The 25,182-nt window shown below is 41.5% G+C and carries 19 protein-coding genes; 14 read left to right on the top strand and 5 right to left on the bottom strand.

From position 1 onward, the window contains the following. Positions 1-137 precede the first annotated feature (137 nt). Complete coding sequence (gene dnaA / locus FO442_RS03375) at positions 138-1,568, bottom strand: chromosomal replication initiator protein DnaA (protein WP_144331727.1); 1,431 nt, start codon at positions 1,566-1,568, stop codon at positions 138-140. Positions 1,569-2,001: 433 nt separating this feature from the next. Between dnaA and FO442_RS03370 the strand changes: the two genes are divergently transcribed. From FO442_RS03370 to FO442_RS03360, 3 genes are read left to right on the top strand one after another with little or no spacing between them, the layout of a single operon-like run. Further along, positions 2,002-2,418 carry an acyl-CoA thioesterase gene (locus FO442_RS03370; RefSeq protein WP_144331726.1) on the top strand — a complete coding sequence of 139 codons (417 nt, stop codon included), beginning with the start codon at positions 2,002-2,004 and terminating at the stop codon, positions 2,416-2,418. Then, a complete protein-coding gene (locus FO442_RS03365; protein WP_144331725.1) occupies positions 2,411-3,394 on the top strand; it encodes a formimidoylglutamase in 984 nt (327 codons plus the stop codon). The genes FO442_RS03370 and FO442_RS03365 overlap by 8 nt, the downstream gene beginning before the upstream one ends. Before the next feature lie 17 nt (positions 3,395-3,411). After that, entirely contained in the window at positions 3,412-5,652 is a 2,241-nt protein-coding gene (locus tag FO442_RS03360; RefSeq protein WP_144331724.1) for a hypothetical protein, read from the top strand. Between the two features lie 114 nt (positions 5,653-5,766). Here FO442_RS03360 and FO442_RS03355 read toward each other — a convergent pair whose 3' ends face one another. Continuing rightward, positions 5,767-6,357 carry a hypothetical protein gene (locus FO442_RS03355; RefSeq protein ID WP_144331723.1) on the bottom strand — a complete coding sequence of 197 codons (591 nt, stop codon included), beginning with the start codon at positions 6,355-6,357 and terminating at the stop codon, positions 5,767-5,769. 286 nt (positions 6,358-6,643) lie between these two features. Between FO442_RS03355 and corA the strand changes: the two genes are divergently transcribed. Beyond that, on the top strand, positions 6,644-7,654 hold the full coding sequence (gene corA, locus FO442_RS03350) for a magnesium/cobalt transporter CorA (RefSeq protein ID WP_144331722.1): 1,011 nt from the start codon (positions 6,644-6,646) through the stop codon (positions 7,652-7,654). Here the strand turns inward: corA and FO442_RS03345 are convergent. After that, positions 7,651-7,971 (bottom strand): DUF6686 family protein, encoded by a 321-nt coding sequence (locus FO442_RS03345; protein ID WP_144331721.1) that lies wholly within the window; start codon positions 7,969-7,971, stop codon positions 7,651-7,653. The genes corA and FO442_RS03345 overlap by 4 nt on opposite strands. A gap of 171 nt (positions 7,972-8,142) precedes the next feature. On the opposite strand from FO442_RS03345, the gene FO442_RS03340 reads away from it, so the two are divergent. The 3 genes from FO442_RS03340 to FO442_RS03330 all read left to right on the top strand — a co-directional run bounded on the left by FO442_RS03340 (position 8,143) and on the right by FO442_RS03330 (position 14,195). Continuing rightward, positions 8,143-10,047, top strand: a complete 1,905-nt coding sequence (locus tag FO442_RS03340; RefSeq protein WP_144331720.1) for a DNA topoisomerase IV subunit B — start codon at positions 8,143-8,145, stop codon at positions 10,045-10,047. 137 nt (positions 10,048-10,184) lie between these two features. Beyond that, positions 10,185-12,917, top strand: coding sequence for a DNA gyrase/topoisomerase IV subunit A (locus FO442_RS03335; protein ID WP_144331719.1), 2,733 nt, complete (start codon positions 10,185-10,187; stop codon positions 12,915-12,917). Between the two features lie 105 nt (positions 12,918-13,022). Next, positions 13,023-14,195, top strand: a complete 1,173-nt coding sequence (locus FO442_RS03330) for an AAA family ATPase (protein WP_144331718.1) — start codon at positions 13,023-13,025, stop codon at positions 14,193-14,195. Positions 14,196-14,306: 111 nt separating this feature from the next. On the opposite strand, the gene FO442_RS03325 is transcribed toward FO442_RS03330, so the two are convergent. Further along, on the bottom strand, positions 14,307-15,374 hold the full coding sequence (locus FO442_RS03325) for a fatty acid desaturase family protein (protein ID WP_186279859.1): 1,068 nt from the start codon (positions 15,372-15,374) through the stop codon (positions 14,307-14,309). A 226-nt stretch (positions 15,375-15,600) separates the two neighbouring features. On the opposite strand from FO442_RS03325, the gene rocD reads away from it, so the two are divergent. From rocD to FO442_RS03305, 4 genes are all read left to right on the top strand, one after another. Next, a complete protein-coding gene (rocD, locus tag FO442_RS03320; RefSeq protein WP_144331716.1) occupies positions 15,601-16,842 on the top strand; it encodes an ornithine--oxo-acid transaminase in 1,242 nt (413 codons plus the stop codon). Between the two features lie 150 nt (positions 16,843-16,992). Then, positions 16,993-17,508, top strand: a complete 516-nt coding sequence (locus tag FO442_RS03315) for a LemA family protein (RefSeq protein ID WP_144331715.1) — start codon at positions 16,993-16,995, stop codon at positions 17,506-17,508. A gap of 3 nt (positions 17,509-17,511) precedes the next feature. Beyond that, positions 17,512-18,492, top strand: a complete 981-nt coding sequence (locus FO442_RS03310; protein ID WP_144331714.1) for a DUF3137 domain-containing protein — start codon at positions 17,512-17,514, stop codon at positions 18,490-18,492. Between the two features lie 179 nt (positions 18,493-18,671). Then, positions 18,672-20,081, top strand: a complete 1,410-nt coding sequence (locus FO442_RS03305; protein WP_144331713.1) for a phosphohexomutase domain-containing protein — start codon at positions 18,672-18,674, stop codon at positions 20,079-20,081. A gap of 31 nt (positions 20,082-20,112) precedes the next feature. On the opposite strand, the gene FO442_RS03300 is transcribed toward FO442_RS03305, so the two are convergent. Then, on the bottom strand, positions 20,113-20,631 hold the full coding sequence (locus tag FO442_RS03300; RefSeq protein WP_144331712.1) for a hypothetical protein: 519 nt from the start codon (positions 20,629-20,631) through the stop codon (positions 20,113-20,115). 251 nt (positions 20,632-20,882) lie between these two features. On the opposite strand from FO442_RS03300, the gene aroC reads away from it, so the two are divergent. From aroC to FO442_RS03285, 3 genes are all read left to right on the top strand, one after another. Next, complete coding sequence (gene aroC / locus FO442_RS03295) at positions 20,883-21,953, top strand: chorismate synthase (RefSeq protein ID WP_144331711.1); 1,071 nt, start codon at positions 20,883-20,885, stop codon at positions 21,951-21,953. After that, complete coding sequence (locus FO442_RS03290; protein WP_144331710.1) at positions 21,950-23,770, top strand: hypothetical protein; 1,821 nt, start codon at positions 21,950-21,952, stop codon at positions 23,768-23,770. Before aroC ends, FO442_RS03290 begins: the two co-directional genes overlap by 4 nt. Positions 23,771-23,876: 106 nt before the next feature. Next, positions 23,877-25,151 (top strand): NAD(P)/FAD-dependent oxidoreductase, encoded by a 1,275-nt coding sequence (locus tag FO442_RS03285; protein WP_144331709.1) that lies wholly within the window; start codon positions 23,877-23,879, stop codon positions 25,149-25,151. The last annotated feature ends 31 nt before the right edge of the window (positions 25,152-25,182 follow it).

Genomic DNA, 25,182 nt, shown 5'->3' with positions numbered 1-25,182 from the left:
ATCTGTTCGTATCTTTGGGAACACCCGAATTTCCGAATTCCCCAAGTTTCAAAATGAACAGCTAATAATCAAAGAGTGTTTTAATGATTGTTTACTCAAAACAAAAATGGCTTCCATTTCTGAAAGCCATTCCGCTATTATTGAATAGTTAATTTCTTTTCCAAATCTTCCAGGTAAACCCGGAACTGTTTGTCTGTTTCAGAAAGGTTAATCACCGTTCTGCAAGCATGAAGTACTGTTGCGTGGTCTTTTCCTCCGCAATGTGCGCCGATACTGGCTAAGGATGATTTTGTCATTTTCTTGGAGAAATACATTGAAATTTGACGAGCCTGAACCACTTCACGCTTACGTGTCTTTGACTTTAGCATCTCAATCGGCAGGTCGAAGTAATCACAAACTACTTTCTGGATGTAATCAATCGAAACTTCGCGGGCAGTATTTTTCACAAACTTATCGATCATTTGTTTTGCCAAATCAAGTGTGATCGCTTTTTTGTTCAATGAAGCTTGAGCAAGAAGAGAGGTCATGGCGCCTTCCATTTCACGAATGTTTGTATTGATACTGTATGCCAGGTATTCAACTACTTCACGAGGAAGTTCGATTCCGCTGCCATACATTTTCTTTTCCATGATTGCAATACGTGTTTCTAAATCCGGAGTAGAAAGATCTGCAGACAATCCCCATTTAAAACGGGATAACAAGCGCTGCTCCATTCCCTGCATTTCAACAGGCGGTTTATCCGATGTTAAAATGATTTGTTTTCCATTTTGGTGTAAATGGTTGAAGATATGGAAGAACACGTCCTGAGTCTTTTCTTTTCCCGAGAAAAACTGAACATCATCAATGATCAGCACGTCGATCATTTGATAGAAGTGAATGAAGTCATTGGTTGTTTGATTCCGCACAGCATCAATGAACTGATGGGCAAACTTTTCAGAACTGACGTATAATACAGTTTTATTTGGGAATTGGTTTTTAACACCAATACCAATCGAATGTGCCAAATGTGTTTTACCCAATCCAACACCTCCGTAAATCAACAAGGGGTTAAAAGCTGTTCCTCCCGGTTTGTTTGCTACAGCATAACCGGCAGAACGTGCCAATCGGTTGCAATCACCTTCTACAAAATTCTCGAACGAATAAGCAGGATTCAGGTTGGAATCAACGTTCACCTTCTTCAATCCTGGAATGATAAACGGATTTTTGATCGGATTGTCACTGATATTCAAAGGCATGTTAACAGGCGCATTCTTCACCGCTTTTTTATTGGAGGCAGGAAGCTTAACGGTGTAAGGATTTGAATTACTGGCAGAATTTTCCATCACAATACTGTATTCCAAATGCCCTTCCTGACCGAGCTCTTTCTTAATTACTTTTTTCAACAAAGTAATGTAATGCTCTTCCAACCATTCGTAAAAAAAGTGAGATGGAACTTGTATTGTCAGAATGTTGTTTTCAAGTTTTACGGGAACAATCGGTTCAAACCAAGTTTTGTAAGCTTGAATCGGTAAATTATCCTTGATAACTTTCAGACAGGAATTCCAAATAGCGTCATGGTTGGCACTCATTTAGCAGGGTATTTTAAAAGTTTATAATACTATGTTAATAAAAAAAATATCAGCGTAATAGATTCATAGCTTAAGTGTTAAGCCTCTGAATTTTTTAGTGAGCAAATATTCTCATAAAAAAGTGAAAAAAAAAGTTGTTTAGGGGTTGATTATTTGAAAAGTTTTGCTTTGTATTGAAGTAATCCTTTAACATCTTCTTTGAATTATCTTAAAACCTATTGATTGTTCGATGAGTATGCAGATTTTATAGTTAAATGTTAAATTTTAATATTTAAATGGAAAAAATCGCCCTTTCTCAAAGGTACAAAATTAGATTGCAATAACCTTGAATTAATGTAGCCGAAATATACTTTTTAACGCTTTTAATTTCTAACAGAAAATCTGAAAAATAGTTACGACATTTAACCACGTTTTATTTAGAACTTAGAAATTCATGAAAACTTCATTTGAATTCCCCACAAAAGTACGCGTGAGATATGGTGAAACTGACCAGATGGGGTATTGCTATTATGGAAATTATGCGGCGTATTTTGAAGTGGGAAGAGTGGAAGCGATGCGTTCACTGGGAATGAGTTATCGTGAATTGGAGGAAAGCGGGGTGATGCTGCCTGTCAGTCATTTTGAAGTAGACTACTTTAAGCCTGCTTTGTATGATGATGAGCTGACCATCGTTACGGCAATTACGGAGTTGAAAGGGCCGCGCTTGTTTTTTGAGTATACACTTTATAATGAAAAACAGGAGTGTTTAAGCAAAGCAAAAACAACGCTGGTTTTTGTTTCAAAAGAGAACATGAAGCCGATAGCGCCTCCTGCTGCATTTGTTGAATTAATGGAAAAACACCATGCTTGAATCGACTTTTTTTAAGCTGCAATTACCGGAAGAAGCTCATTTGAAGGCTTGGCTGACAGAACGCGACGGTGAAATCCGTATCGGTCAGAATGTATTGTACAGAGGCAAGTCGGACAGCTGGAAGGAGAAGAAATTTCATATTCTGGGCATAAAAGAGGATATCGGACCGCGTCTAAATGCTGGTAAAGGAGGTTCTGGCGGCGCTTTTGAAGCCTTTATTTTGCGTTTTCTTGCCGTACAATCCAACCAGTTCTTAAACGGGAATTCTATTTGTATTCATGGATTTATAGAGCTAAAAGACCCGATAGATGCCATTTCCCATATGCATGTGGATGATTTGGATTATTTGGTTTCCAATTGGGTGAAGGAAGTAGCGGATTGCAATGGGATCCCGATTGTTATCGGAGGAGGTCACAACAATGCATATCCTATTATCAAGGGAGTTTCGGAATCAAAAAGTCTTGCAATATCGGTAGTGAACATGGATCCCCATGCAGATGTGCGGGCAATGGAAGGGAGGCATTCGGGAAACCCGTTCTCCTATGCATATGAATATGGTTTTTTGGGACATTATTCCGTTTTGGGGCTGCATGAATCCTATAACAACCAGTTTATACTGGATCATTTGCATCAGATGAATGCATTTTTTACGTTTTATGAGTCCTGGCTGGAAAAACCGTTTAAGTTTCAGGCTGATATAGATAAGGTTTATGATTCGCACTTTCAGACCATGATGGGAGTGGAGTTGGACATGGATTCCATAGCATATATGCCTTCGAGTGCGTTTACCCCATCGGGTATTAGTGTTGATCAGGCTCGAATTTACATACGTAAAATGGCTACTCTTGAGAAAGTATGTTACCTGCATTTGCCTGAGGCGGCTCCTAAAAATGAATTGGAAGAGCTTATCGTAGGGAAAACTTTAAGCTATTTGGTGACGGATTTTGTGAAAGAGTATCAGAAATACCATCATTAATTCGTAATATTGGGATTGTGGCTGCACTCCGAGATATTACCAGCAATGCTTTCCAATTTATAAGGGTCTTTTTTCCTTTTGTTCTGTTGGCGCATCATTTGAAGCATAACCTGCTGGCGTTTTTTTATTGGGTATTTTTCTTTTTCCTGATCCTGGATAAGGTGGGGAATGGGTTCGGATTGTCATACCTGTTCTTGTCTCCGGAATACCAGGGTAGCACCAGTTTTTTCTCCTTCCTGCTTATCGGGTTTTCGTTCGGCGGATTGACCATGGCTTTTCATTCCTATTCCTATATGCGTCTGGCTTCCCGTTTTCCGTTCCTGGCAATGGTGAATAAGCCGTTTGTGAGATTTTGCATCAACAACAGTATTATTCCGACTGTTTTTCTTGTGTTTTTTGTGGTTCGGATCATTGGTTTTCAGCGGATGGAGGAATTTGAATCCTGGTTGAATGTACTTCTGTTTGTTTCGGGTTTTTTACTTGGGTTTTTTCTGTTTGTCGGAATTTCATTACTCTATTTCTTTCCGATCAATAAGAATCTGTTTGAATTGAAACGATACGATGAAGATAAATCTGTGCGGGCTACCCGCTGGCTGCGCTTTGGGAAAAGGAACCGGATCAAGGTGAAAAGTGCCAACCGGCAACGGCTCTACTGGTATATAGGAAGAGGGTTGCGGGTGCAGCAATGCCGTTCTACCAAACATTATGCTCAATCTCTGCTTCAATCCGTTTTTGATCAGAACAGGATTTCTACGACTGTTTTTGAGATCACAACTATTTTCACCTTTATCCTGATCGGCTTATTCGGAGGAAAAACCTTTTTGGATGTTCCTGCAGGAATGAGTGTGGTTTTACTCATGACGATCATTCTGATGTTGCTGAGCGCTTTGCAGTCCTGGCTGCGGGTCTGGGCTTATCCGGTTCTTATCTTGTGCTTTCTGCTGATGAATTATTTGTCCAAAACGGTTGACATGTTCAAATTTCAAACCCAGGCTTATGGATTGTCATATGATCAGCCGGCTGTTTATACGGATTCTGCGATTTATGAAATGAGCAAAAACGGGAAAGTCCGGGAAGACGATTACACTAATTATATTTCGTATTTGGAGAACTGGAAGAGTCAAACAGGGGAGGAAAAGCCTTTACTGGTCATCGTGAATACTTCGGGGGGAGGTTCACGCAGTGCTTCCTGGGTTTTCCAGGTATTGCGTGTGTGCGATTCGCTGAGTGATTTTAAATCTTCCAAACACATTGCGATGATAACAGGTGCCTCGGGAGGTACGGTCGGTGCGTCCTATTACCGTTCGCTTTTGCTTGAGAACTACCAAACAAAAAAAGTGAATTTCAACGATAAGAAGTACTTTGAGGAAATCTCTGAGGATCTGCTAAACAAGCTGTCGTTTGCAGCTTCTACAAATGACCTCTTCTTCCGGTACCAATCCAGTTTTGAAGATTCGGAATACAGCTATGACCGGGCAATGGCTTTTGAGTCTGATCTGAATGAAAATACAGGGCAGCGGCTCAATAGGCCCTTGAGGTATTTTCGGGTGTTTGAAAAGAAGGGAATCATTCCAAATCTGATTTTAACTCCTTCAGTGGTAAATGATGCACGTAGGATTATGATTTCATCACTTGGTTTAAGTTTTTTGATGGATTCCGCTTCTCCGGCACCGGAAACCAACCATGTCCAGGAGAATATCGATATTCATTTACTGTTGAAGAAGCAGCAATCTGAAAAGTTGCGCCTCTCTTCTGCGTTGCGTATGAATGCATCCTTTCCTTATGTGCTTCCGATGACGAGTCTGCCAACTGTTCCCGAGATCGAATTAATGGATGCGGGTGCGCGGGATAATTTTGGGACCAAAATCACTATTCAGTGGCTGATGAGGCTGGAATCCTGGATCAGCAAAAATACACGGGGAGTTGTCATTCTTCAGATTCGGGACAATAAACGCATCATGTATAATGAACAAACGCATTCTTTCGGACTCTTCGATAAGTTTACCGCGCCGATTTCGAACGTGTTTACGAACTTTCCCCGTATCCAGGATTACGATCAGGATGAATTGCTGCGCTTGATTCTGGAAAAGTACGATGTCCCGGTTAAAACGGTAAATCTGAATTTACGGGAACTGCAAAAAGATCGGATTAGTCTTTCCTGGCACTTAACCGAGCATGAGAAATTGAAGGTTTTGGCAGCGCTTAGACGCTCTTCAAATGTGAAGGAATTTACACGTTATCAAAAGCTCTTGAATTAATTTGAAATTCAAAAGATTTTTGTGTTTTCAGAGGATTTTGAATTTTACATGCGCCTACGCTGACCGCGTGTTGCTATAGCTTTAGCGGTGGCGTAAGCGTTTCATCATTTGATATTAATCGTGGTCCCATTTCCGTTTCGACGATCCCGGGGTTTGTGTAATGGTCCAGTCTTTGGATTTTGCTTCCTTGAAAAGGAATTTGCGCAGTTTGCGTGGGTAGAAGAATTTCCAGGTCATACTGCTCCTGGAACGGTCTTTTGTGACATCTGCAAGTGATAGCAGGTGATAGCATGCAGCGGCACAACGCATTCCGAAAAAAGCATAGGGGTAAGGTCCTTTTTTCAGGAAAGGTGCGGAATCCTTTACCAGTTTTTGTTTTTGAGCTCTGGTAACAGGTATGAAAATGCGGCAAGTTTTCGTGGTATCGCAATAAAAGGTACGGTAAAAACTTCTTTTACTGGAGATCAGGTAGTTCCCGGTGTCCGAATTGAAGTTAGTGGCAGCGACTCTTCCTCCCGGAACAAAATGCATGACGCTGTCTTCTCCGATTTTCAGTCCGATGTGTCCGCCGAGTTTCCCGCCGAACCAATGACGCTCTTCTTGGGTGATAGGTTTTGAGCCGTAAATAATTTCAACAACAAGTGTATCTGTTTGGCAAAAACAAGTGAAGGGAAGGAGTAACAGGAAAATGACTGATGGTTTCATGTTTTTTTGATTAAGGATACAATTCTTGTTGGTTTCTGTTCAAAGGAAAATTTCAGGGGTCGGATCAATTGAGTGAAAGGTGTGATTTGACAATTCATTCAGTTCTTTTTTTCTTCTTGAGGATGATCTTGTTCCGAATTCGCGATAGTGCGAACCGGTCTTGCTGATAAGGGTTTTAGGTGCTGATATTCCCTCGGAAACGAAGTCTGTGATGTCTGTTTGGCAATGCACTTTTTAACGAATGGAATTATTCGTGATTCGCAATTAAAATTGTTATTTTCGTTCCATGTCACAAGTAGCGCAACTTTACAAGTATAACCTGGATGTCTTTTCACTTGAGAAGAATTCGGAAAAACATTTTGCAGAAACGTTCAGTCCCTTTGAAGACATGAATTCGACTTACTGGTTGAATTTCCACTCGATGGAAAATAAGGAAGCGATCAGGAAGTTGTGTGATAGGTTGTGCATCGATAAACTGCTCCAGGAAGATTTATTTGCAGAAGCAAAACGTACGCATTTGGAAGAATACTCCGATTATGTGTTTTTCAGCATTATCTCAGCGCTACCAAAGGAAGGATCGAATCATTACGATCTGAAAAAAGAACGCATTAGTTTTGTTATTGGGGATAATTACCTGATCTCCTTCCAGGAAAAGCCTTCGGACCACTTTCCGACCGTTCGAGACCGCATTGAATGCAAGCGGGGAAAGGTGCGTTACAAAGGACCTGATTTTTTACTGTTTCGCATGCTGGAAGCGATTATTGATAATTACACGGAAGTTGTGGAGGAAATCTCCACCAACATCGAAAAGTTGGATAAAATAGTACTGCGGAATCCGAAAAGTGAAGTATTGCGTAAAGTAGAATGGGAAAAGCGGAAATTACTCGATCTGCGTAAAATTGTCTTCCCGATGAAAGAATTGATGGGGCAGCTGGATCGTGTGGAAAACGAAATGATTATCGAGGATAATATTCATTATTTCAGGGAGTTAAAAGATACCTGTTACAGTCTCATTGATGAAATCGAGTCCCAAAAGCAAATGCTGGACGGAATTGCGAATTTATATTATGCTATTCAGGGGCAGCGCATGAATGAGATCATGAAGGTCCTGACAGTAACCAGTGCGATTTTTATCCCTTTAACGTTTATTGTTGGGGTTTACGGAATGAATTTTGAATATATGCCGGAGCTTAAATCAGATTACGGCTATTTCATTGTGTGGGGAATAATGATTTTAATTACAGCCTTTTTGGTGTTCGTTTTTTGGAAAAGAGGCTGGTTGAAACGGAATAATTAAGCCTGTCCGATTAATTCGCTGGCATACAGCATGAAGCGTGATTCTTCCAGCAGTTGGCAGAGCTTCAGCCATTCCTTGTAGGTAAAGGCAAGTGTCATTTTGGAATGGTCTGTATGCATGTAAATTTTCTCGTTGGTTTCTTTGTTTTCCGTGTAATGCATTGAATGAATCTCGTTTACCCGATCGGAAAACCGGATGAGTTCATCGTAAGAAAGGGAGAGGACAACCGTACCGAATCCCAGGTGAAATTGTTCACAGTTTTTACATTGAATGAGGCATCCGAAGGAATTGTTGTTGATTGTTTTGTATTGACACATGCGATTTGTTTTGAGTAAAATTATTCGTTAGAACGACTCTGAACAATACCCAAAAAACGGTATAATTCCCGGAAACGAAATTAACCTTGCATCGTTCATAACTCGTAACAAATCATGGTTTAAATAAAGCTTTCCGTTAGTATCTTTGGGGACTTATCAGAATCCGATATTATGGCTGAAAATCAATATACTGAAGATAATATACGATCTCTGGACTGGAAGGAGCATATTCGCCTGCGACCTGGTATGTATATCGGGAAATTGGGAGATGGGGCTTCCGCAGATGATGGGATCTATATTCTGGTGAAGGAAATTGTTGACAATTCCATTGATGAGTTTGTCATGGGGAATGGAAAACGGATTGATATCAAGGTGAAAGACGGGAAAGTTTCTGTTCGCGATTTCGGACGTGGAATTCCCTTGGGGAAAGTAATTGATTGTGTTTCCCAAATCAATACGGGAGGAAAATACGATTCCAAAGCATTTAAGAAGTCTGTCGGATTAAATGGAGTTGGTACCAAGGCGGTGAATGCTCTGAGCGAGTATTTTATGGTGTATTCCGTGAGGGATGGCGAGAAGAAACAAGCTGTTTTTTCCCGAGGAGAATTGGTTGAGGATTTACCCCTGGAAAAAACGACGGAAGTGAACGGAACCTACTTCGAGTTTATTCCCGATGAATCGATTTTTAAGAAATTTGCTTTCAAAATGCCTTACCTGATCAAGATGTTTTGGAATTACTGTTATTTGAACCGTGGATTAGCAATCTATTTCAACGGAGAAAAATACCAGTCGAAAGACGGATTGAAGGATTTGCTGGAAGACAACATGGACGGAGATCCGCTTTACCCGATCATCCATTTGGAGGGGGAAGATATTGAAGTGGCATTTACACATGGGAAAACGTATGGGGAAGATTATTACTCTTTCGTAAACGGTCAACATACTACTCAGGGAGGAACACATCAAAGTGCGTTCAGGGAATCGATCGCGAAAGTGATCCGCGATTTCTACAAGAAAGATTACGATGCTTCGGATATTCGCCAATCGATCGTTGCTGCAATTGCGGTAAAAGTAATCGAACCGGTATTTGAATCCCAAACCAAGACAAAATTGGGTTCGCAGGAAATTGAACCGGATGGAAAATCCATGCGCGCATTCATCAACGATTTCCTGAAAGATAAATTGGATAATTACCTGCATCGTCACCCGGATGTGGCAGATACGCTTGAGAAAAAGATCAAACAGTCCGAACGCGAACGAAAAGAATTATCCGGAATCCGGAAGTTGGCGCGTGACAGAGCGAAGAAAGCGAGTTTGCACAATAAAAAGCTGCGCGATTGCAGAACGCATTTGACCGATCTCAAGGATGAAAAGCGCGAGATGACTACTTTGTTCATTACCGAGGGGGATTCTGCAAGCGGATCGATTACGAAATCACGGGACGTAAATACACAGGCTGTGTTCTCGTTGCGGGGTAAACCGTTGAATTGCTATGGTCTGACCAAAAAAGTCGTTTACGAAAACGAAGAATTCAACCTGATTCAGGCAGCTTTGGATATCGAAGAAGACATGGATAACCTGCGTTACAACAACATTGTGATCGCAACCGATGCCGATGTTGACGGAATGCACATCCGTTTGTTGTTGCTCACCTTCTTTTTGCAGTTTTTCCCTGACCTGGTGAAACGAAACCACGTTTATGTGCTTCAGACACCCTTATTTCGCGTCCGGAACAAGAAGAAAACGATCTATTGTTATTCAGAGGAAGAACGAAGAGCTGCAATTTCAGAGTTGGGAAAAAACCCGGAAATTACCCGGTTTAAGGGGTTAGGAGAGATTTCTCCCGATGAGTTTAAACACTTTATCGGGGATGACATCCGCTTGGAACCGGTTATCCTGACGAAAAATGCTTCCATCGATTCGATCCTGTCTTATTTCATGGGGAAAAATACTCCGGAGCGCCAGGATTTTATTATCGAGAACCTCCGTGTGGAAAAAGACGATGAAAAGAGTGTTAGCCTGGAAGATTCCCAATCGGATGATGAAAATACGGAACCAATAGAAAAAGCTTCTTAAGCTATGAATAATGTCGATCTTGATACTTCTGCCATGTCAGTTCGGGTATCCCGACTTTTCAGTCGGGAGTATCGGGAACACAGGGCAGAAACTCAATTTGATATGTGGGAAACTAAAATGAAATTAATCTTCAAACTATGAGTGAAGACGAAATTGGACCGGTAGATCCGGAAAATGATGATTTGGAGAATGAAGGAGGTGAGGAAAGCTCTTCCTTTGGTTCGGATGATCACAAACACATAGATGAAAATATTATTCCACTCAGCGGATTGTATGAAAATTGGTTCCTGGATTATGCATCTTATGTGATCCTGGAACGGGCTGTTCCGTCTTTGCATGATGGATTTAAACCGGTTCAGCGAAGAATTCTGCACTCCATGAAAGAATTGGATGATGGTCGTTACAACAAAGTAGCGAACGTGATCGGGAATACGATGAAATATCACCCGCATGGAGATGCATCGATTGGAGATGCCTTGGTTCAGCTGGGGCAAAAGGAACTGTTAATTGATTGCCAGGGAAACTGGGGGAATACACTGACAGGTGATGGAGCAGCAGCTCCCCGTTACATCGAAGCCCGCCTCTCCAAATTTGCCAGTCATGTAGTGTTTAATCCGAAGACTACGAATTGGCTTTTAAGTTACGATGGACGAAACAAGGAGCCGGATAACCTGCCGGTTAAATTTCCGATCCTTTTGGCTCAAGGAGCAGAAGGTATTGCCGTGGGAATGGCTTGTAAGATTCTGCCGCATAATTTCAATGAACTGATCGAGCAATCGATTAATCATTTGCGTGGAAAAAAGGTCGAGATCTTTCCGGATTTCCTCAATGGAGGAATGGCAGATTTCACCAATTACAACGATGGTTTGCGGGGAGGAAAAGTCCGTGTTCGAGCAAAGATTAAAAAGGTTGACAATAAAACCTTGATGATCAATGAAATTCCTTTTGGATGTACGACAAGTTCATTGATTGAAAGTATCATAAAGGCAAACGACAAGGGAAAGATAAAAGTCAAGAAAATTGAGGACAATACGGCTGCAGAAGCGGAAATTGTCATTCATTTGGCTCCGGGTGTTTCACCGGATAAAACCATCGACGCATTGTATGCATTTACAGATTGTGAAGTTTCCATTTCCCCGAATGCTTCTGTGATTGACGGTGATACACCACGGTTTATGGGGGTATCTGAAATTCTGAAAGTCAACACTGATAATACGCTGACACTTCTTCGCAGGGAATTGGAAATTCGCCTGTCGGAACTGGAAGCACAATGGCATTTTTCAACCCTGGAGAAGATCTTCATCCGGGAAGAAATGTATATCGACTTTAAGCTATACTCCGACAAAGAGAACTTATTTCAATACATGTATAAGCGTTTTGAGAAATTCAAGAAGCAGTTTATCCGTGAAATTGTAGATGAAGATTTACAACGCCTGACACAAATTCCAATGATCCGCATTACGCGTTTCGATTCTGATAAAGCAGACGAGCTGATTGCGAAGCTGGAAGCTGAAATGGAAGAAGTGAAAAAGAATTTGGAGAACTTGGTTGAATACGCCATAGAGTACTTCAAAGATTTGAAAAAGCGATTCGGTGCGGGGAAAGAACGTCGTACGGAAATGAAAGTTTTTGACAACATTGCCGCTACGAAAGTAATTATTGCCAATCGCAAATTATATGTAGACATCGAAGAAGGATTCATTGGCTGGGGATTGAAAAAGACAGAAGCAGTCAACGATTGTTCGGAGATTGATGACATTATCGTGTTCTTCGATACCGGGAAATTTATTGTCACCAAGGTTTCGGAGAAGAAGTTTGTAGGCAAAGGAATCGTGCATGCCGATGTTTGGAAGAAGGGCGATAAACGCACGATTTACCATGTGATGTACCAGGATGGTGCCGGTGGTGCAACGATGATGAAACGATTCTTCGTGAATTCGGTAACGCGTGACACGGAGTACGATTTGACCCGTGGGATCAAAGGTTCGAAACTGCTGTATTTCTCCGTTCATCCGAATGGTGAGCGCGAAGTGGTTACAGTGATGCTTCGTCCGAGACCGCATTTGAAACGTTTGCGCTTTGACATCGATTTGGGAGATTTGTTGATCAAAGGTCGGCAGTCGGCAGGAAACCGCGTGACAAAAGAAATTGTTCAGAAGATTACCCAGAAGGAAGTTGGGGGCTCTACGCTCGCTGCCCGCAAGATCTGGTACGATACCGTAGTCGGACGCTTGAATGATGAAGGAAGAGGAAAATTCCTGGGATCTTTCAAAGGAGAAGACCGTATTTTGACGCTCTATAAAAACGGAGATTACCGCTTGTCAACATTTGACCTGGCTACTCATTTTGATGAGGACATGATCCACATAGAAAAATGGGTTCCGGACAGACCTATTTCAGCCGTTTATTACGACGGAGAGAAAGACCTGCATTATGTGAAGCGTTTTACCTGTGAAATTACAACCGACAAACGGGTTTCCTACATTTCAGAAACAGAAGGATCTTATTTGGATTGTGTTTCTACGGCATTCAATCCGGTTGTGCGAATCGTTTACAATAAGTTGTTGAAGGAAACAAAGAACCTGCCGGATAATGAGGTTGCCCTGGCTGATTTCATTGACGTGAAAGGAATGAAAGCACAAGGAAACCAGTTGACCAAACTGAAAGTGAAGGAAGTAGTCCTGACACATGAAATAGAAGGTTCGGAACCTTGGCCGGATGAAGAGCCATTGGAACTGGATATCGACAATGAATCGGAAGAAGCTGATGCTGACAACCCGGTTTCAGAAAGTGGAGACGATAACCCGACTATCGAATGGGACCTGACAAAGGATCCGGACGATCCGGATGATCAACCGACCTTGTTTTAACGAATGAGAGGGGCGTGATGTATCGTGTCCCTCTTTTTTTATTAATTATTTAGAATTGTACCTTTTGGTATTATACCTTTTGGTAAAAATTTGTATCTTTAGGACATGCAGGAAATTTATTCGCCATTCATTTTCGGAAATACGGTAAGTACCGAAGGATATACCAATCGGGAAGAGGAAGCTCATCGTCTGAAACAAAATTTGTTGGGCGGAATCAATACCATCCTGATCTCACCGCGCCGTTGGGGAAAATCCTCTTTGGTTGAGCGTGTATTGATTGAGATCAATAAATCGGATAAAAAATGCAAAACGGTCCTTCTCGATTTGTTTACAGTGAACAATGAGGTTGATTTCTTCGAATTATTCACACGTGAAGTGATTAAAGCAACATCAACTAAATGGGAGGATTGGGTACGTGACACGAAAAGTTTTTTGTCACACCTGGTACCGACAGTGCATGTAGGAGTGAATCCGCACCTGGATTTTACCATCAAATACGAACACGAAAAAGTGCGCGAATTTGCGGATGAAATTTTAAATCTTCCGGAACGGATTGCCAAGGAAAAGGGTATCCGGATGGTCATTTGTCTGGACGAATTTCAGAACCTGACAAACCTGGTGGAATACGAACCGCTGGAAAAGAAAATGCGGGCAATCTGGCAACGACAGAAACTGGTTTCTTACTGTCTGTTTGGTAGTAAGCGCAATATGCTGGAAGCCATTTTCAATAACCCATCGAAACCGTTTTACCGGTTCGGCGATTTAATGATGCTTCCTAAGATCAAAGAAGGGGCCTGGGTAAAATTCATCCAGTCGAGTTTTAGAAAGACAGGGAAACAGATTACAAAGGAAGGAGCAACCGTCATTCCCCGCTTGATGAAAAACCATTCATGGTACGTGCAGCAGCTTTCACATTACGTTTGGAATCAATGTCGTCCGGGAGGTATGGTGGACAAACAGATTATTCAAAATGCACTGTCGGAGCTCCTGTTTGCCAATCAGCCATTGTACCAGCGGGAAATTGAAGGAATGAGCACCACGCAAATTAATTTGTTAAAAGCGATTTACCAAAAGGAAAAGCAATTAACGGCTGCAGCGGTTATGCGGGTATACGCGTTGGGTACTCCCAGAAATGTATCCAAGAACCGCTCAATCCTGGAAGGACGTGATATGATCATTAAGGATGAATCGGGGGTGTATGAATTTTTGGATCCTGCTTTTGAATTGTGGTTCGGAAAACAGTATTTCCAAGTTTTGTGGAATCTGGTTGCTGAATAAGGAAGTTCGTGCGCGCGTCAATATACAATTCCTGTAGAAATGACCCTTCTAGGGTTATAAACCCTAGAACAGAAAAACAGGGTGTGTTTTCGGTTTAAAATTGCTCAAAACTTATTTTTGTCCCAAACGCTTCATATGCCTGAAATGCGAAGCCAGTGCTTTTCCCGTACTGTCATAAGAATAATAGGTTACATCAAATTCTTTACAGGTCTTTGCTACGATCTTTTGGATTTCAGGATAGTGAATATGTGAAATCCGAGGGAATAAATGGTGTTCCACCTGGAAATTCAATCCACCGACTAACCAGCTGACAACTTTGTTATCCACAGCAAAATCACTGGTAGTTGCCAGTTGGTGAACCGCCCATTCATTTTCGATCATCAATGATTCGTCCTCAGCATGTTCAAACTCTACATTTTCTACAACATGCGCCAATTGAAACACGAAAGACATCGTCAATCCAAGCATCATGTGCATCAGAGTGAAACCCAGGATTGTCCATCCGATACCCCAAACAAAAGATGGAAGCACCAAATAAAGTCCGAAATAAATTATTCGGGTGGTCCAGAACATCACATGATCCAATGGTTTCATTTTGCCGACTTCCACATTAAACCGGGAGCCTAAAATGTAATCTTCAAAATCCTTAACCAACACCCAGTAGATAGTAGAGATGCCGTATAATAATGGTAAGTAGATATGTTGGAAACGATGTGCTTTATAGCGGGGTTGAGTTTCACTCATACGGAGAAACGGCGTCTTTGAAATATCGTCATCAATCCCGTCAATGTTTGTATAGGTATGGTGAACCAGGTTGTGTTTTTGTCTCCACATAAAAGCATCACTTCCCAAAGCGTTCATAGACAAACCGAAGAAATAGTTTACTGCCTTGTTTTTCGAAAAAGCTTCGTGACACGCATCGTGCATAATATTGAAACCCACAAGGGCCTGAACAAAACCCAGCGATGCAGATAGGATCAATGCCAGGTATCCCGGAATGGGAAGGACTATAATTGAACAATAGATTGCAATGTAAGTAGTAATGATGATAAACGCTTTCAGGTATAATTTCCAGTTTCCTGAAGTTTCCAATTGATTTTCGTCAAAATAATTCTGAACGGATTTCCTCAAAGTACAGAAGAACTCACCTTGAGGTTTGGAAAATTGAACTTTTTTCAAAGGGCACTTATTTAAAATTCAAAGCAAAGCTACGAAATAAAAGCGTTCGTTCCGGATTAATTCAATGACAGATCAATCAATTACATTCGAATCCAATTTCTATTTTTTTAACCTGAATAATTATTTATCTTTGTAATTCCCGGGATGATTTCTCTCCTGCGACTGCAAATGAGGAAAGGATGATTGCTCTCCGCGACGAGTGATAGTAGCTAAAAAAAAGATTGTTATGGTAACACTAGACAAATTGTCATCGGAAGAATTGATGCAATTGGAAGATCGCTATGGAGCACACAATTATCACCCGCTTCCGGTTGTTCTTGCTAAAGGAGAAGGAGTGTATGTTTGGGATGTCGAAGGGAAAAAGTATTTCGACTTTTTATCGGCTTATTCGGCTGTTAACCAGGGGCATTGCCACCCGAAAATCGTAAAAGCATTGACAGATCAGGCGCAAACGCTTACACTGACATCCCGAGCTTTTTATAACGATACCTTGGGCGTTTATGAAAAGTTTGTAACCGAATATTTTGGTTTCGACAAGGTACTTCCAATGAATTCGGGAGCAGAAGCTGTTGAAACGGCGATTAAGATTGCGCGTAAATGGGGATACGAAAAGAAAGGAGTTGCCGAGAACCAGGCACAGATAATCGTGTGTGAACAAAACTTTCACGGTAGAACAACCACTATTATTTCGTTCTCAAGTGACCCGGATGCGAATACACATTTCGGACCGTTCACTCCCGGATTTATCCGTATTCCATACAATGATCTGGATGCACTTGCCGAAGCTGCAAAACAACCGAATGTGATTGGGTTCCTGGTAGAACCTATCCAGGGAGAAGCTGGAGTATATGTTCCGGATGATGGTTACCTGGCCGGAGCAAAAGAATTGTGTTCCAAAAATAATATACTGTTTATTGCAGATGAGGTCCAGACAGGAATTGCACGGACCGGAAAACTACTGGCAGTTGACCATGAAAATGTGAAACCGGATATTTTAATTCTGGGGAAAGCCATTTCAGGAGGGGTATATCCTGTTTCTGCTGTTTTTGCAAACGACGACATCATGATGGTAATCAAACCGGGACAACATGGATCTACTTTTGGTGGAAATCCGTTGGCTGCAAAAGTTGCAATTGCCGCTTTGGAAGTCGTAACAGATGAAAAACTAGCTGAGAACTCGGAGCGATTAGGGAAATTATTCCGTGCGGAAATGAACCGGATCATCGAAAAGGCAGACCTGATTGTAAAAGTACGCGGGAAAGGATTGTTGAATGCGATTATTGTAAACGATACGGAACAAAGCAAAACAGCGTGGAATCTGTGTGTGGAATTGAAAAACAACGGTTTATTGGCCAAACCGACACATGGGAACATCATCCGTTTTGCGCCACCTTTGGTGATGACCGAAGATCAATTGATGGAATGTGTTGCGATCATTGAGAAGACCATTATGAATTTCCAAAAATAAAAACAGGATAAGTTGCGTATACCACGCGTTGCCGTTAAAATAAAATGACCAAGAAGCAGGTATACCAAAAATGAAAATAATTCTAAAATCCTCCGAAATTTCGGGGGATTTTTTTTGGACTCTGATTATCTTCGGCAAAAAAACACCTCTATGCTATTGATCATTATTTTAGTGGCTGCATTGGTCCTGGTTCCACTCATTGCGGTAATTGTAATTAAGAATGGCCTGGTTGCCAAAGAAAACCAGGTTGAAAATGCGTTTGCCTCTGTTGATGTCATGCTGAAAAAACGGTTTGATCTGATTCCTCAATTAACATCTTGCGTGAGTGGTTACATGACCCATGAGAAAGAACTACTGGAAAAATTAACTGCTTTAAGATCCGGTTCCAGGGATACGGAAGCGTTGGCACAAAGCAACCATGAATTAAAGAACCAATTCAGTCAGTTTTTGATCAAAGCGGAAGCTTATCCGGATTTAAAAGCAAGTGATCAATTCATGATGTTGCAGCGAAGTATGAATGAAATGGAAGAGCAGCTGGCAGCTTCCAGGAGAACCTACAACATGTCGATCGAGATCTTCAATAATGCAGTACTCCAGTTTCCTTCTTCTGTGATTGCCAAACGAAACAACATGACTAAAAAAGAATACCTGAAATTCAACGATTAAGCTATGGAAATCAATTTTGCACAACTTCAGGCTGAACTGATTGCCGGAGATTTAGGTTTTTTGGAACAGGAAAGAAAGTCATACATCAAAAAGTTTTGGATCGGGTTTTTTAGTTGTTTCGGATTGCTTTTAATGGTTCTGGGGACATGGCTTGTTTCAGGATCCAGGAATTTTATCCCCTTCGCAATTGCAGGAGGTTTGATTTTGATTATCGGTTTAGTCTTCATGATTGTCAGACATCAGCGCTTTTATAAGAAGTTTAAAGCCCAATTCAAAGGAAAAGTGGTTCCCGCGATAGTGAAATTCGTAGATGAACGTTTGGACTACGACCCGAACAGAAGTCTGATGACGGAATATACCGAAAGCCGCATTTTCACACAACGATATGACCGTCATAGAGCGGAAGATACGATCTCAGGGAAATTTGAATCAACTGATTTTGCATTCGGTGAAATCCACACGGAATATAAAACCGTATCAACGGATAGTAAGGGAAATCGACAGGAACATTGGCATACAATCTTCAAGGGAATGTTGTTTGCAAGTGATTTTCATAAGAATTTTCATGGCGAAACAATGGTCGATATCGATACGATGGAACGTTATCTGGGGAAATTAGGCCGTAAATTCCAACAATGGAATCCAAGCAGACCGGGAAATCTGGTGAAGTTGGAAAACCCCGAGTTTGAGAAGAAATTCGCCGTTTACAGTACCGATGAACAGGAGTGCCGCTATATTTTAACACCTTCCATGATGGAACGCTTATTGGAAATGAGTAAGCGAATCAATTTTAAGATAGCTATTTCATTCAGGAACAATCAGGTGTATATCGCTGTTTTCAATAATATGGACTTATTCGAACCTGCTGTTTTTGGTTCCTTGCTGAAAGAAGAAGATTACAGAATCATTATCAATATGATGAAGTTGATGACCGGAATAATTGAAGATTTAAATCTCAATACCCGGATCTGGACCAAGGAATAAGCAAGTGCTTTGCGGGTGAAGAAACCGCTGTGACAAACGTTAGTGTGAAAACTGTAAGGACTGAGGAAAGGGAAGTCATTAATATCGTTTTAGTGTTAGGATAAAGACTTTTATATCTTCATTTTCTAATCCGAATCCATTGCATTCACTATATTTGGAGCAATTAAAACAGAATAGATTTGGCAACAAAAATAAAATTTGGAACAGATGGTTGGAGAGCAATCATCGCAGATGAATTTACAGTAGAGAATGTAGCGAGAGTAGCTTATGCTACTGCTCAATGGCTTAAAAAATCCGATTGGAATTCGAAAATTGCATTGGGTCACGATTGCCGGTTTGCGGGGGAACTGTTTGCCGAAACGGTTGCCAAAGTACTTTTGCACGAAGGAATCGAGGTATTGATGTCCAAAGGATTCGTTTCTACTCCGATGATTTCCCTGGCTGCCAATCAATTGAATTGCGGATTAGGAGTTATCCTCACAGCTAGCCACAATCCACCGTCTTATAACGGATACAAGTTGAAAGCGCATTACGGCGGTCCTTTAACGCCGGAATTGGTTCAGGAAATCGAAGACATTATCCCGGATTCACTTCCGTTTGATGTTGTTTCGGTTGATTTGAGTGAATTCGAAAAATCAGGGAAACTGCAAATAGTGGATTTTGAAACCCGGTATGTTCAGCATATTGAGAAAAACTTCGACCTGGAGGCAATCCGCAAATCGGGCTTGAATTTGGTGTATGATGCCATGTACGGTGCCGGACAAAACGTGATCAGACGTATTTTACCGGATGTTCAATTACTCCATTGCGATTACAACCCGTCTTTCATGGGACAGGCACCTGAACCGATTCAAAAAAATTTGCAGGAATTAGAGCAATACATTCTCTCAAAAGGAAACATTCAATGTGCACTGGCGACGGATGGTGACGCAGATCGCATTGGATTGTACAATGGGAAGGGTGAGTTCATCGACTCGCATCATATCATTTTGCTGCTATTGCATTACTTGGTTTCAAACAAAAGAATGACAGGAAAAGTGGTTACGGCTTTCAGTACAACTCCACGCGTAAAAAAAATGGCGGAATATTACGGCTTGGAATACCAGGTAGTAAAAATCGGATTCAAATACATTGCCGGTATTATGGTGGATGAAGATGTGTTGATCGGAGGAGAAGAATCCGGTGGAATCGCTGTAAAAGGACATATTCCTGAACGCGATGGAATCTGGATGGGCCTGATCATCTGGGAATACATGGCCAAATCCGGTAAGACATTGGATCAGCTGATAGAAGAAGTATACGCGATCGTTGGAAAATTTAAGTTTGAGCGGAATGATTTGCACATTACGGAAGAATTGAAACAATCGATCATTGCGAAATGCAGCAACAATGAATACAAAGCATTCGGGAAATATAAAGTAAGTAAAGTCGGAACTGTTGATGGGTGGAAATTCTTCTTTGACGACGATCGCTGGATGATGATCCGTGCATCAGGAACAGAACCTGTTCTCAGAACATATGCGGAAGCCCCCACATTGGAAGAAGTAAGGGAAATTCTCCAAGTGACCGAACAAACAATCTGTAATTAAAAAACGTCCGCTTTTGGCGGACGTTTTCCGTTTAATGTCTGTGTTCTCTTCCATGCCCGTGGCCGTGATGATAGCCGTTATCGTGATGGTCTTTTACAAGGACGACGTGCTTTTCAGCATAAACGGGCTGAGGTAGGGGAGCGGAGTTGATTTCCAGGTGAAAACTGACATTCGGTTTAGGTCTGCTTTCAACCACCACTCTTGCCTGCGCCGGTTTTACAACACGGTATTCGTAATAAGTTCTTCGATGTTCCGGATTGTAATAGTACGGATGTTTCGAAGCAATCCATAATTCAAATCGTGGTGAATTGGAATAAGTGATCGAAACATATCGGCCCGGAATATAATATACGGGCTTCCAATAAGTCCGTTCCCAAACAAAATAAATATTTTCAACAGGATCGTAGTAAACATTTTGTCTGGGGTAATAATAATACCGGTGTGTTTTCGGAGCTTGCGAAAAAATAGGATGAGCATACAAGTTTCCGGTGATGCTCAACACCAGACAGAGCGAAAAAAGACGGGCTGTAATTCTCATTGAATGCTTCATGACTTAGTGTTTATGATTTGCAAAAAAGTCTGTTCAAGAGTCTTGCCACGATGTGAAAATGGAATGGCAGGTAATGGGTTTGATCGAGAAACAGGCTGTTTAAGAATTATAAATGCAATCACTTGGAATCACATCAACCTGAAATGTTGTTTCAAATTGAACGCTTGTTTTTCAAAATGGGAAGCATTTATTTGGACGGGGTGTCTGTTGAATTGACTATTTTTGGATAACATCAATAGGAACGATAAAATATGGCAGGCTCGGGTTTTGGAACTTTAATTCGTTTAAGCACCTTTGGAGAATCACATGGAAAAGCGATCGGAGGCATCCTGGAAGGAATTCCTGCTGGGTTTACACTTGATTTTGATGAATTACAGAAAGACCTGGATCGAAGAAGACCAGGACAATCCGCCATTGTAACTCAGCGAAAAGAATCCGATAAAGTCCAATTCCTATCCGGAATTTTCGATGGGAAAACGCTGGGGACACCCATTGGGTTCCTGGTTGAAAATGAAGATCAGAGATCAGCAGATTACAGTGAACTGGAAAAGGCTTTCAGACCATCACATGCCGATTTTACGTACCACCAAAAATATGGTGCCAGGGATCATCGCGGAGGAGGGCGTTCTTCTGCCAGAGAAACGGTTTCACGAGTGGTTGCCGGAGCAATCGCAAAACAAATTTTAGCTCAGAAAGGAATCAGGATCGATGCGTTCGTAGACCAGATCGGTTCGCTTCAGTGGACGGGCGAATGGAATTCCGGGCTAAAAGAGCTTAGTGAATCAACCGTTGTACGCGTTCCCTCGTTAGAACTTGCAGGAAAAATGGAAGAACTCATTCGCGAAGTAAGAAAAGAAGGTGACACCATTGGTGGAAGGATCCGCTGCGTGATTGAAGGAGTTCCTGCTGGATTGGGAGAACCCGTTTTTGATAAATTACATGCTGAATTAGGAAAAGCAATGCTATCAATTAATGCAGTGAAAGGTTTTGAGATCGGCTCCGGATTCGATTCCATTACAATGAAAGGATCGGAACACAACGATTTGTTTACATCCGATGGAAAAACGAAAACAAATTATTCCGGTGGTATCCAGGGAGGAATTTCAAATGGAATGCCCATTGATTTCAGAGTAGCATTTAAACCGGTAGCCACTATTATGCAAAGCCAGGAAACGATCAACGAATCATTTGAACCGGTTTCACTGAGCGGAAAAGGAAGACATGATCCCTGTGTTGTTCCGAGAGCAGTTCCGATTGTAGAAGCAATGGCTGCATTGGTGATCTTAGATTACTACTTGATCCAAAACAGTTATCGTCAATGAAACAGGGGCTGGAAAAATTTTTAGCAAAAAAATGGATGATTTTCCTGCTTTTTGCCTCGCTGACCTATGTTTTCGGAACCAAGACTGACCGGAGATACGGTTGGACGAATGAAGAATCACGCGACGCGACTCCCATCGTTTCCGATGGAGCGGGTTATTACGCGTTTCTTCCCAATTGGTTCATTTACGAAGGGACCGATTTTGAATTTATAAAAGAAATCAATGAAAAGTATCCGAAAACAGGCTTTAAAGATAATTTTAGCACACTGAAGAACGGAAAACTTTACTATAAATATTACACCGGAACCGCCCAATGTCTTACGCCCTTTTTTCTTATCGGGCATGCACACGCACAAATGGCAGGAGAGGATGCAGATGGATATAGCTGGCCATATCAATTGTGGTTAAATGTAGGGATGCTTTTTTATGTCATGCTGGGATTTGGTTTTCTATTCCTGCTGCTGAGAAGATTGAAATTAGACTATTTTCCGATTTACCTCACCATTATTGGTTTGGGAATGGCTACAAACCTGTGTTTTTATGTCTATCGCGATATTCCGTATGCTCACGTATTTTCGTTTGCGGTTGTGAACGGAGCCCTTTTGTTCTGGCTAAAATGGATACAGGAAAAAAGAGGGCGTTCATTCCTGATCTTTGCCTTTTTATTTGGTTTAAGTGGGATGATTCGTCCGACCAATGGATTGATTCTGTTTATTTTACCTTTCTTTTTTGAAAATCATTTGGCGTTCGTTGCTGCTATAAAGGGTGTTTTCAATAGAAAGTTCTTAAAAACACTTGTATTTGCAGCCCTTGTATTCAGTCTTCCTATTTTGGTCCAGCTTCTTACCAGTTACGGACAAACCGGAAAATTGCTTCTGAACGCGTATTCGAACGAAGGATTTGACAACTGGAAAGATCCATATATGTTTCAAATTCTGTTCGGTTTCCGGAAAGGAATGTTTATTTATGCACCTTTTTTGCTTTTGATGATTCCGGGATTGATTGTGATGTTCCTGAAATCGCAAAGACGGATGGTGTATGGAATTCTCTTGTTTACGTTAATCTCTGCTTATGTCATTTCTGCCTGGTGGTGCTGGTGGTACGGTGGTGCACTGGGAATGCGCTCAATGATCGATTTTTATGGGATTTTTGCTATCCCGATTGCATTCCTGATCCAGAGGGCATCTGCTTTTTGGAGTATTTTCCTGGTGGTTTTTAGCGCATTCAGTATACACGTTTACCAAGTGTACGAGCGTCAGTATAATTTCAATATCATGCATTATGATTACATGAATTATCCGGTCTGGAAAAAAATATTCCTAAAAGAGGACAAACGGCTTAATTGGGTCTTTTATTCCAAAATTGACACACTTCCGGAGCATATACGGGCAATCACGCCGCCTTTGGGTTTTTCACTGAACAGGAATCCTTTATCGTCTGCTGTTATTTATGGAAGTAAAACACATCCGGTTTCGATGGATAATCTTCCGGAAATGGGCAGAAGATTTAGCAGGAAAGACGATCTTTCATTCGTTGGTGTCCAGGTATCTATGCACGTGTTTTTGAATACTCCGGATGAAAATCCAACTTTGCTGACCCAGTATTTCAAAGGCGACAGTTTATTGGGAGAGAGGGGAACCATGATTGGATGGAGGCCTCAAAATGTGGGTGAATGGGAAAAAATTAAAGTAGATTTTGTTCCTGAATATCGCTGGAAAGAGATTGATTCAATCAGTTGCCGATTGATAACCGGGAAAAACGTTATCCGGTTCAGGGAATTGAAAATTCAATTCTTTGAATATGACCCACTTGAATAAGTGAGTTGAAAAGTTCCGTTTTCCCTGTCGGAAAAAGACTGTTTTTTAACAAAAAGTAGCAGGGAAGAGGCTCCTTTTCTGTCTGGAATTGGTTAAATTCAATGTCATGAAAGGCAAAAGAATAGTCATCATAGGTGGTGGTTTTGCGGGATTGAATCTCGCTCGGAAATTGGCAAAGTCTGATTGTGAAATTGTCCTGGTGGATAAACAGAACCACCACATGTTTCAACCCTTATTTTACCAGGTGGCAAGTGCACGCCTGGAGCCTTCTAATATTTCGTTTCCGTTCAGGGCCATTTTCAAGCGCAGGAAAAATGTGGATTTCCGGTATGCTACGGTAAATCACATTCATCCGGAAAAACAGGTCATCGAAACTTCTATGGGAGACATCGGTTACGATGAACTGATCATTGCAACGGGATGCAAAACAAATTTTTTCGGAGATGCGGATTTGGAAAAGTATACCCTGGCAATGAAAACAACCCAGCAAACCATCCACATCCGGAATACCATCCTTGCCAAGTTTGAAAAGATCATGTTCGTCAACAGTCAAAAGGAAAAAGAGGAACTGATGAACCTGGTGATCGTTGGGGCGGGACCAACAGGAGTGGAGCTTTCAGGTGCTTTTGCAGAAATGAAGAGCAAAGTCCTTCCACACGATTATCCGCACTATGATTTTTCCAAACTGAAGATCACCTTGCTGGAAGGAAGTCCGAATACCCTGAATGCTATGAGCGACAAATCCAGAACATGGTCGAGGAGATATTTGGAAAAAATGGGCGTGGAAGTAAGGACCTCAACAGTTGTTTCTTCATACGATGGTCACAAACTCACATTGAAGAACGGAGAAGTCATTCCAACCCAAACAGTTATTTGGGCTGCTGGTGTTCAGGGAAACGTCCTGCCGGGCTTGGAGAAAGCAACAATGGTCAGAGCACGTTACACCGTTGACAGGTACTCTTTGATTAAAGGTTACGACAATGTGTACGCTATTGGAGATATTTCCTATATGGAAACGGAGAAATATCCGCAAGGGCATCCTCAATTGGCAAATGTAGCGATCAATCAAGGGAAAACACTGGCAAGAAACCTTCGTGCACGCTGGTCGGGAGGAAAAATGACCCCCTTTGAGTACAAAGACAAAGGAACAATGGCAACCGTTGGAAAGCACAAAGCAGTGGTGGAATTGCCGAACTTTAAGTTTCAGGGGTATTTTGCCTGGATGGTGTGGATGGTGCTTCACCTGATGCTCATTCTAAGTATTCGAAATAAAATCGCAGTATTTTTCAATTGGGCCTGGAGGTATGTTACGGGAGATACTTCTTTGCGCCTGATCCTGCGGGACGAACGCGATCGGGAACTGACCCGGAGAAACGATTGATTGTTAACAGATTTTTGAAATAAACGGCTAA

It is taken from the genome of Fluviicola chungangensis, assembly GCF_007558725.1.
Classification (GTDB): Bacteria; Bacteroidota; Bacteroidia; order Flavobacteriales_D; family Crocinitomicaceae; genus Fluviicola; species Fluviicola chungangensis.
Note: the sequence above shows the minus strand (reverse complement) of the source record. Positions and strands in the feature narration are given on the sequence as shown.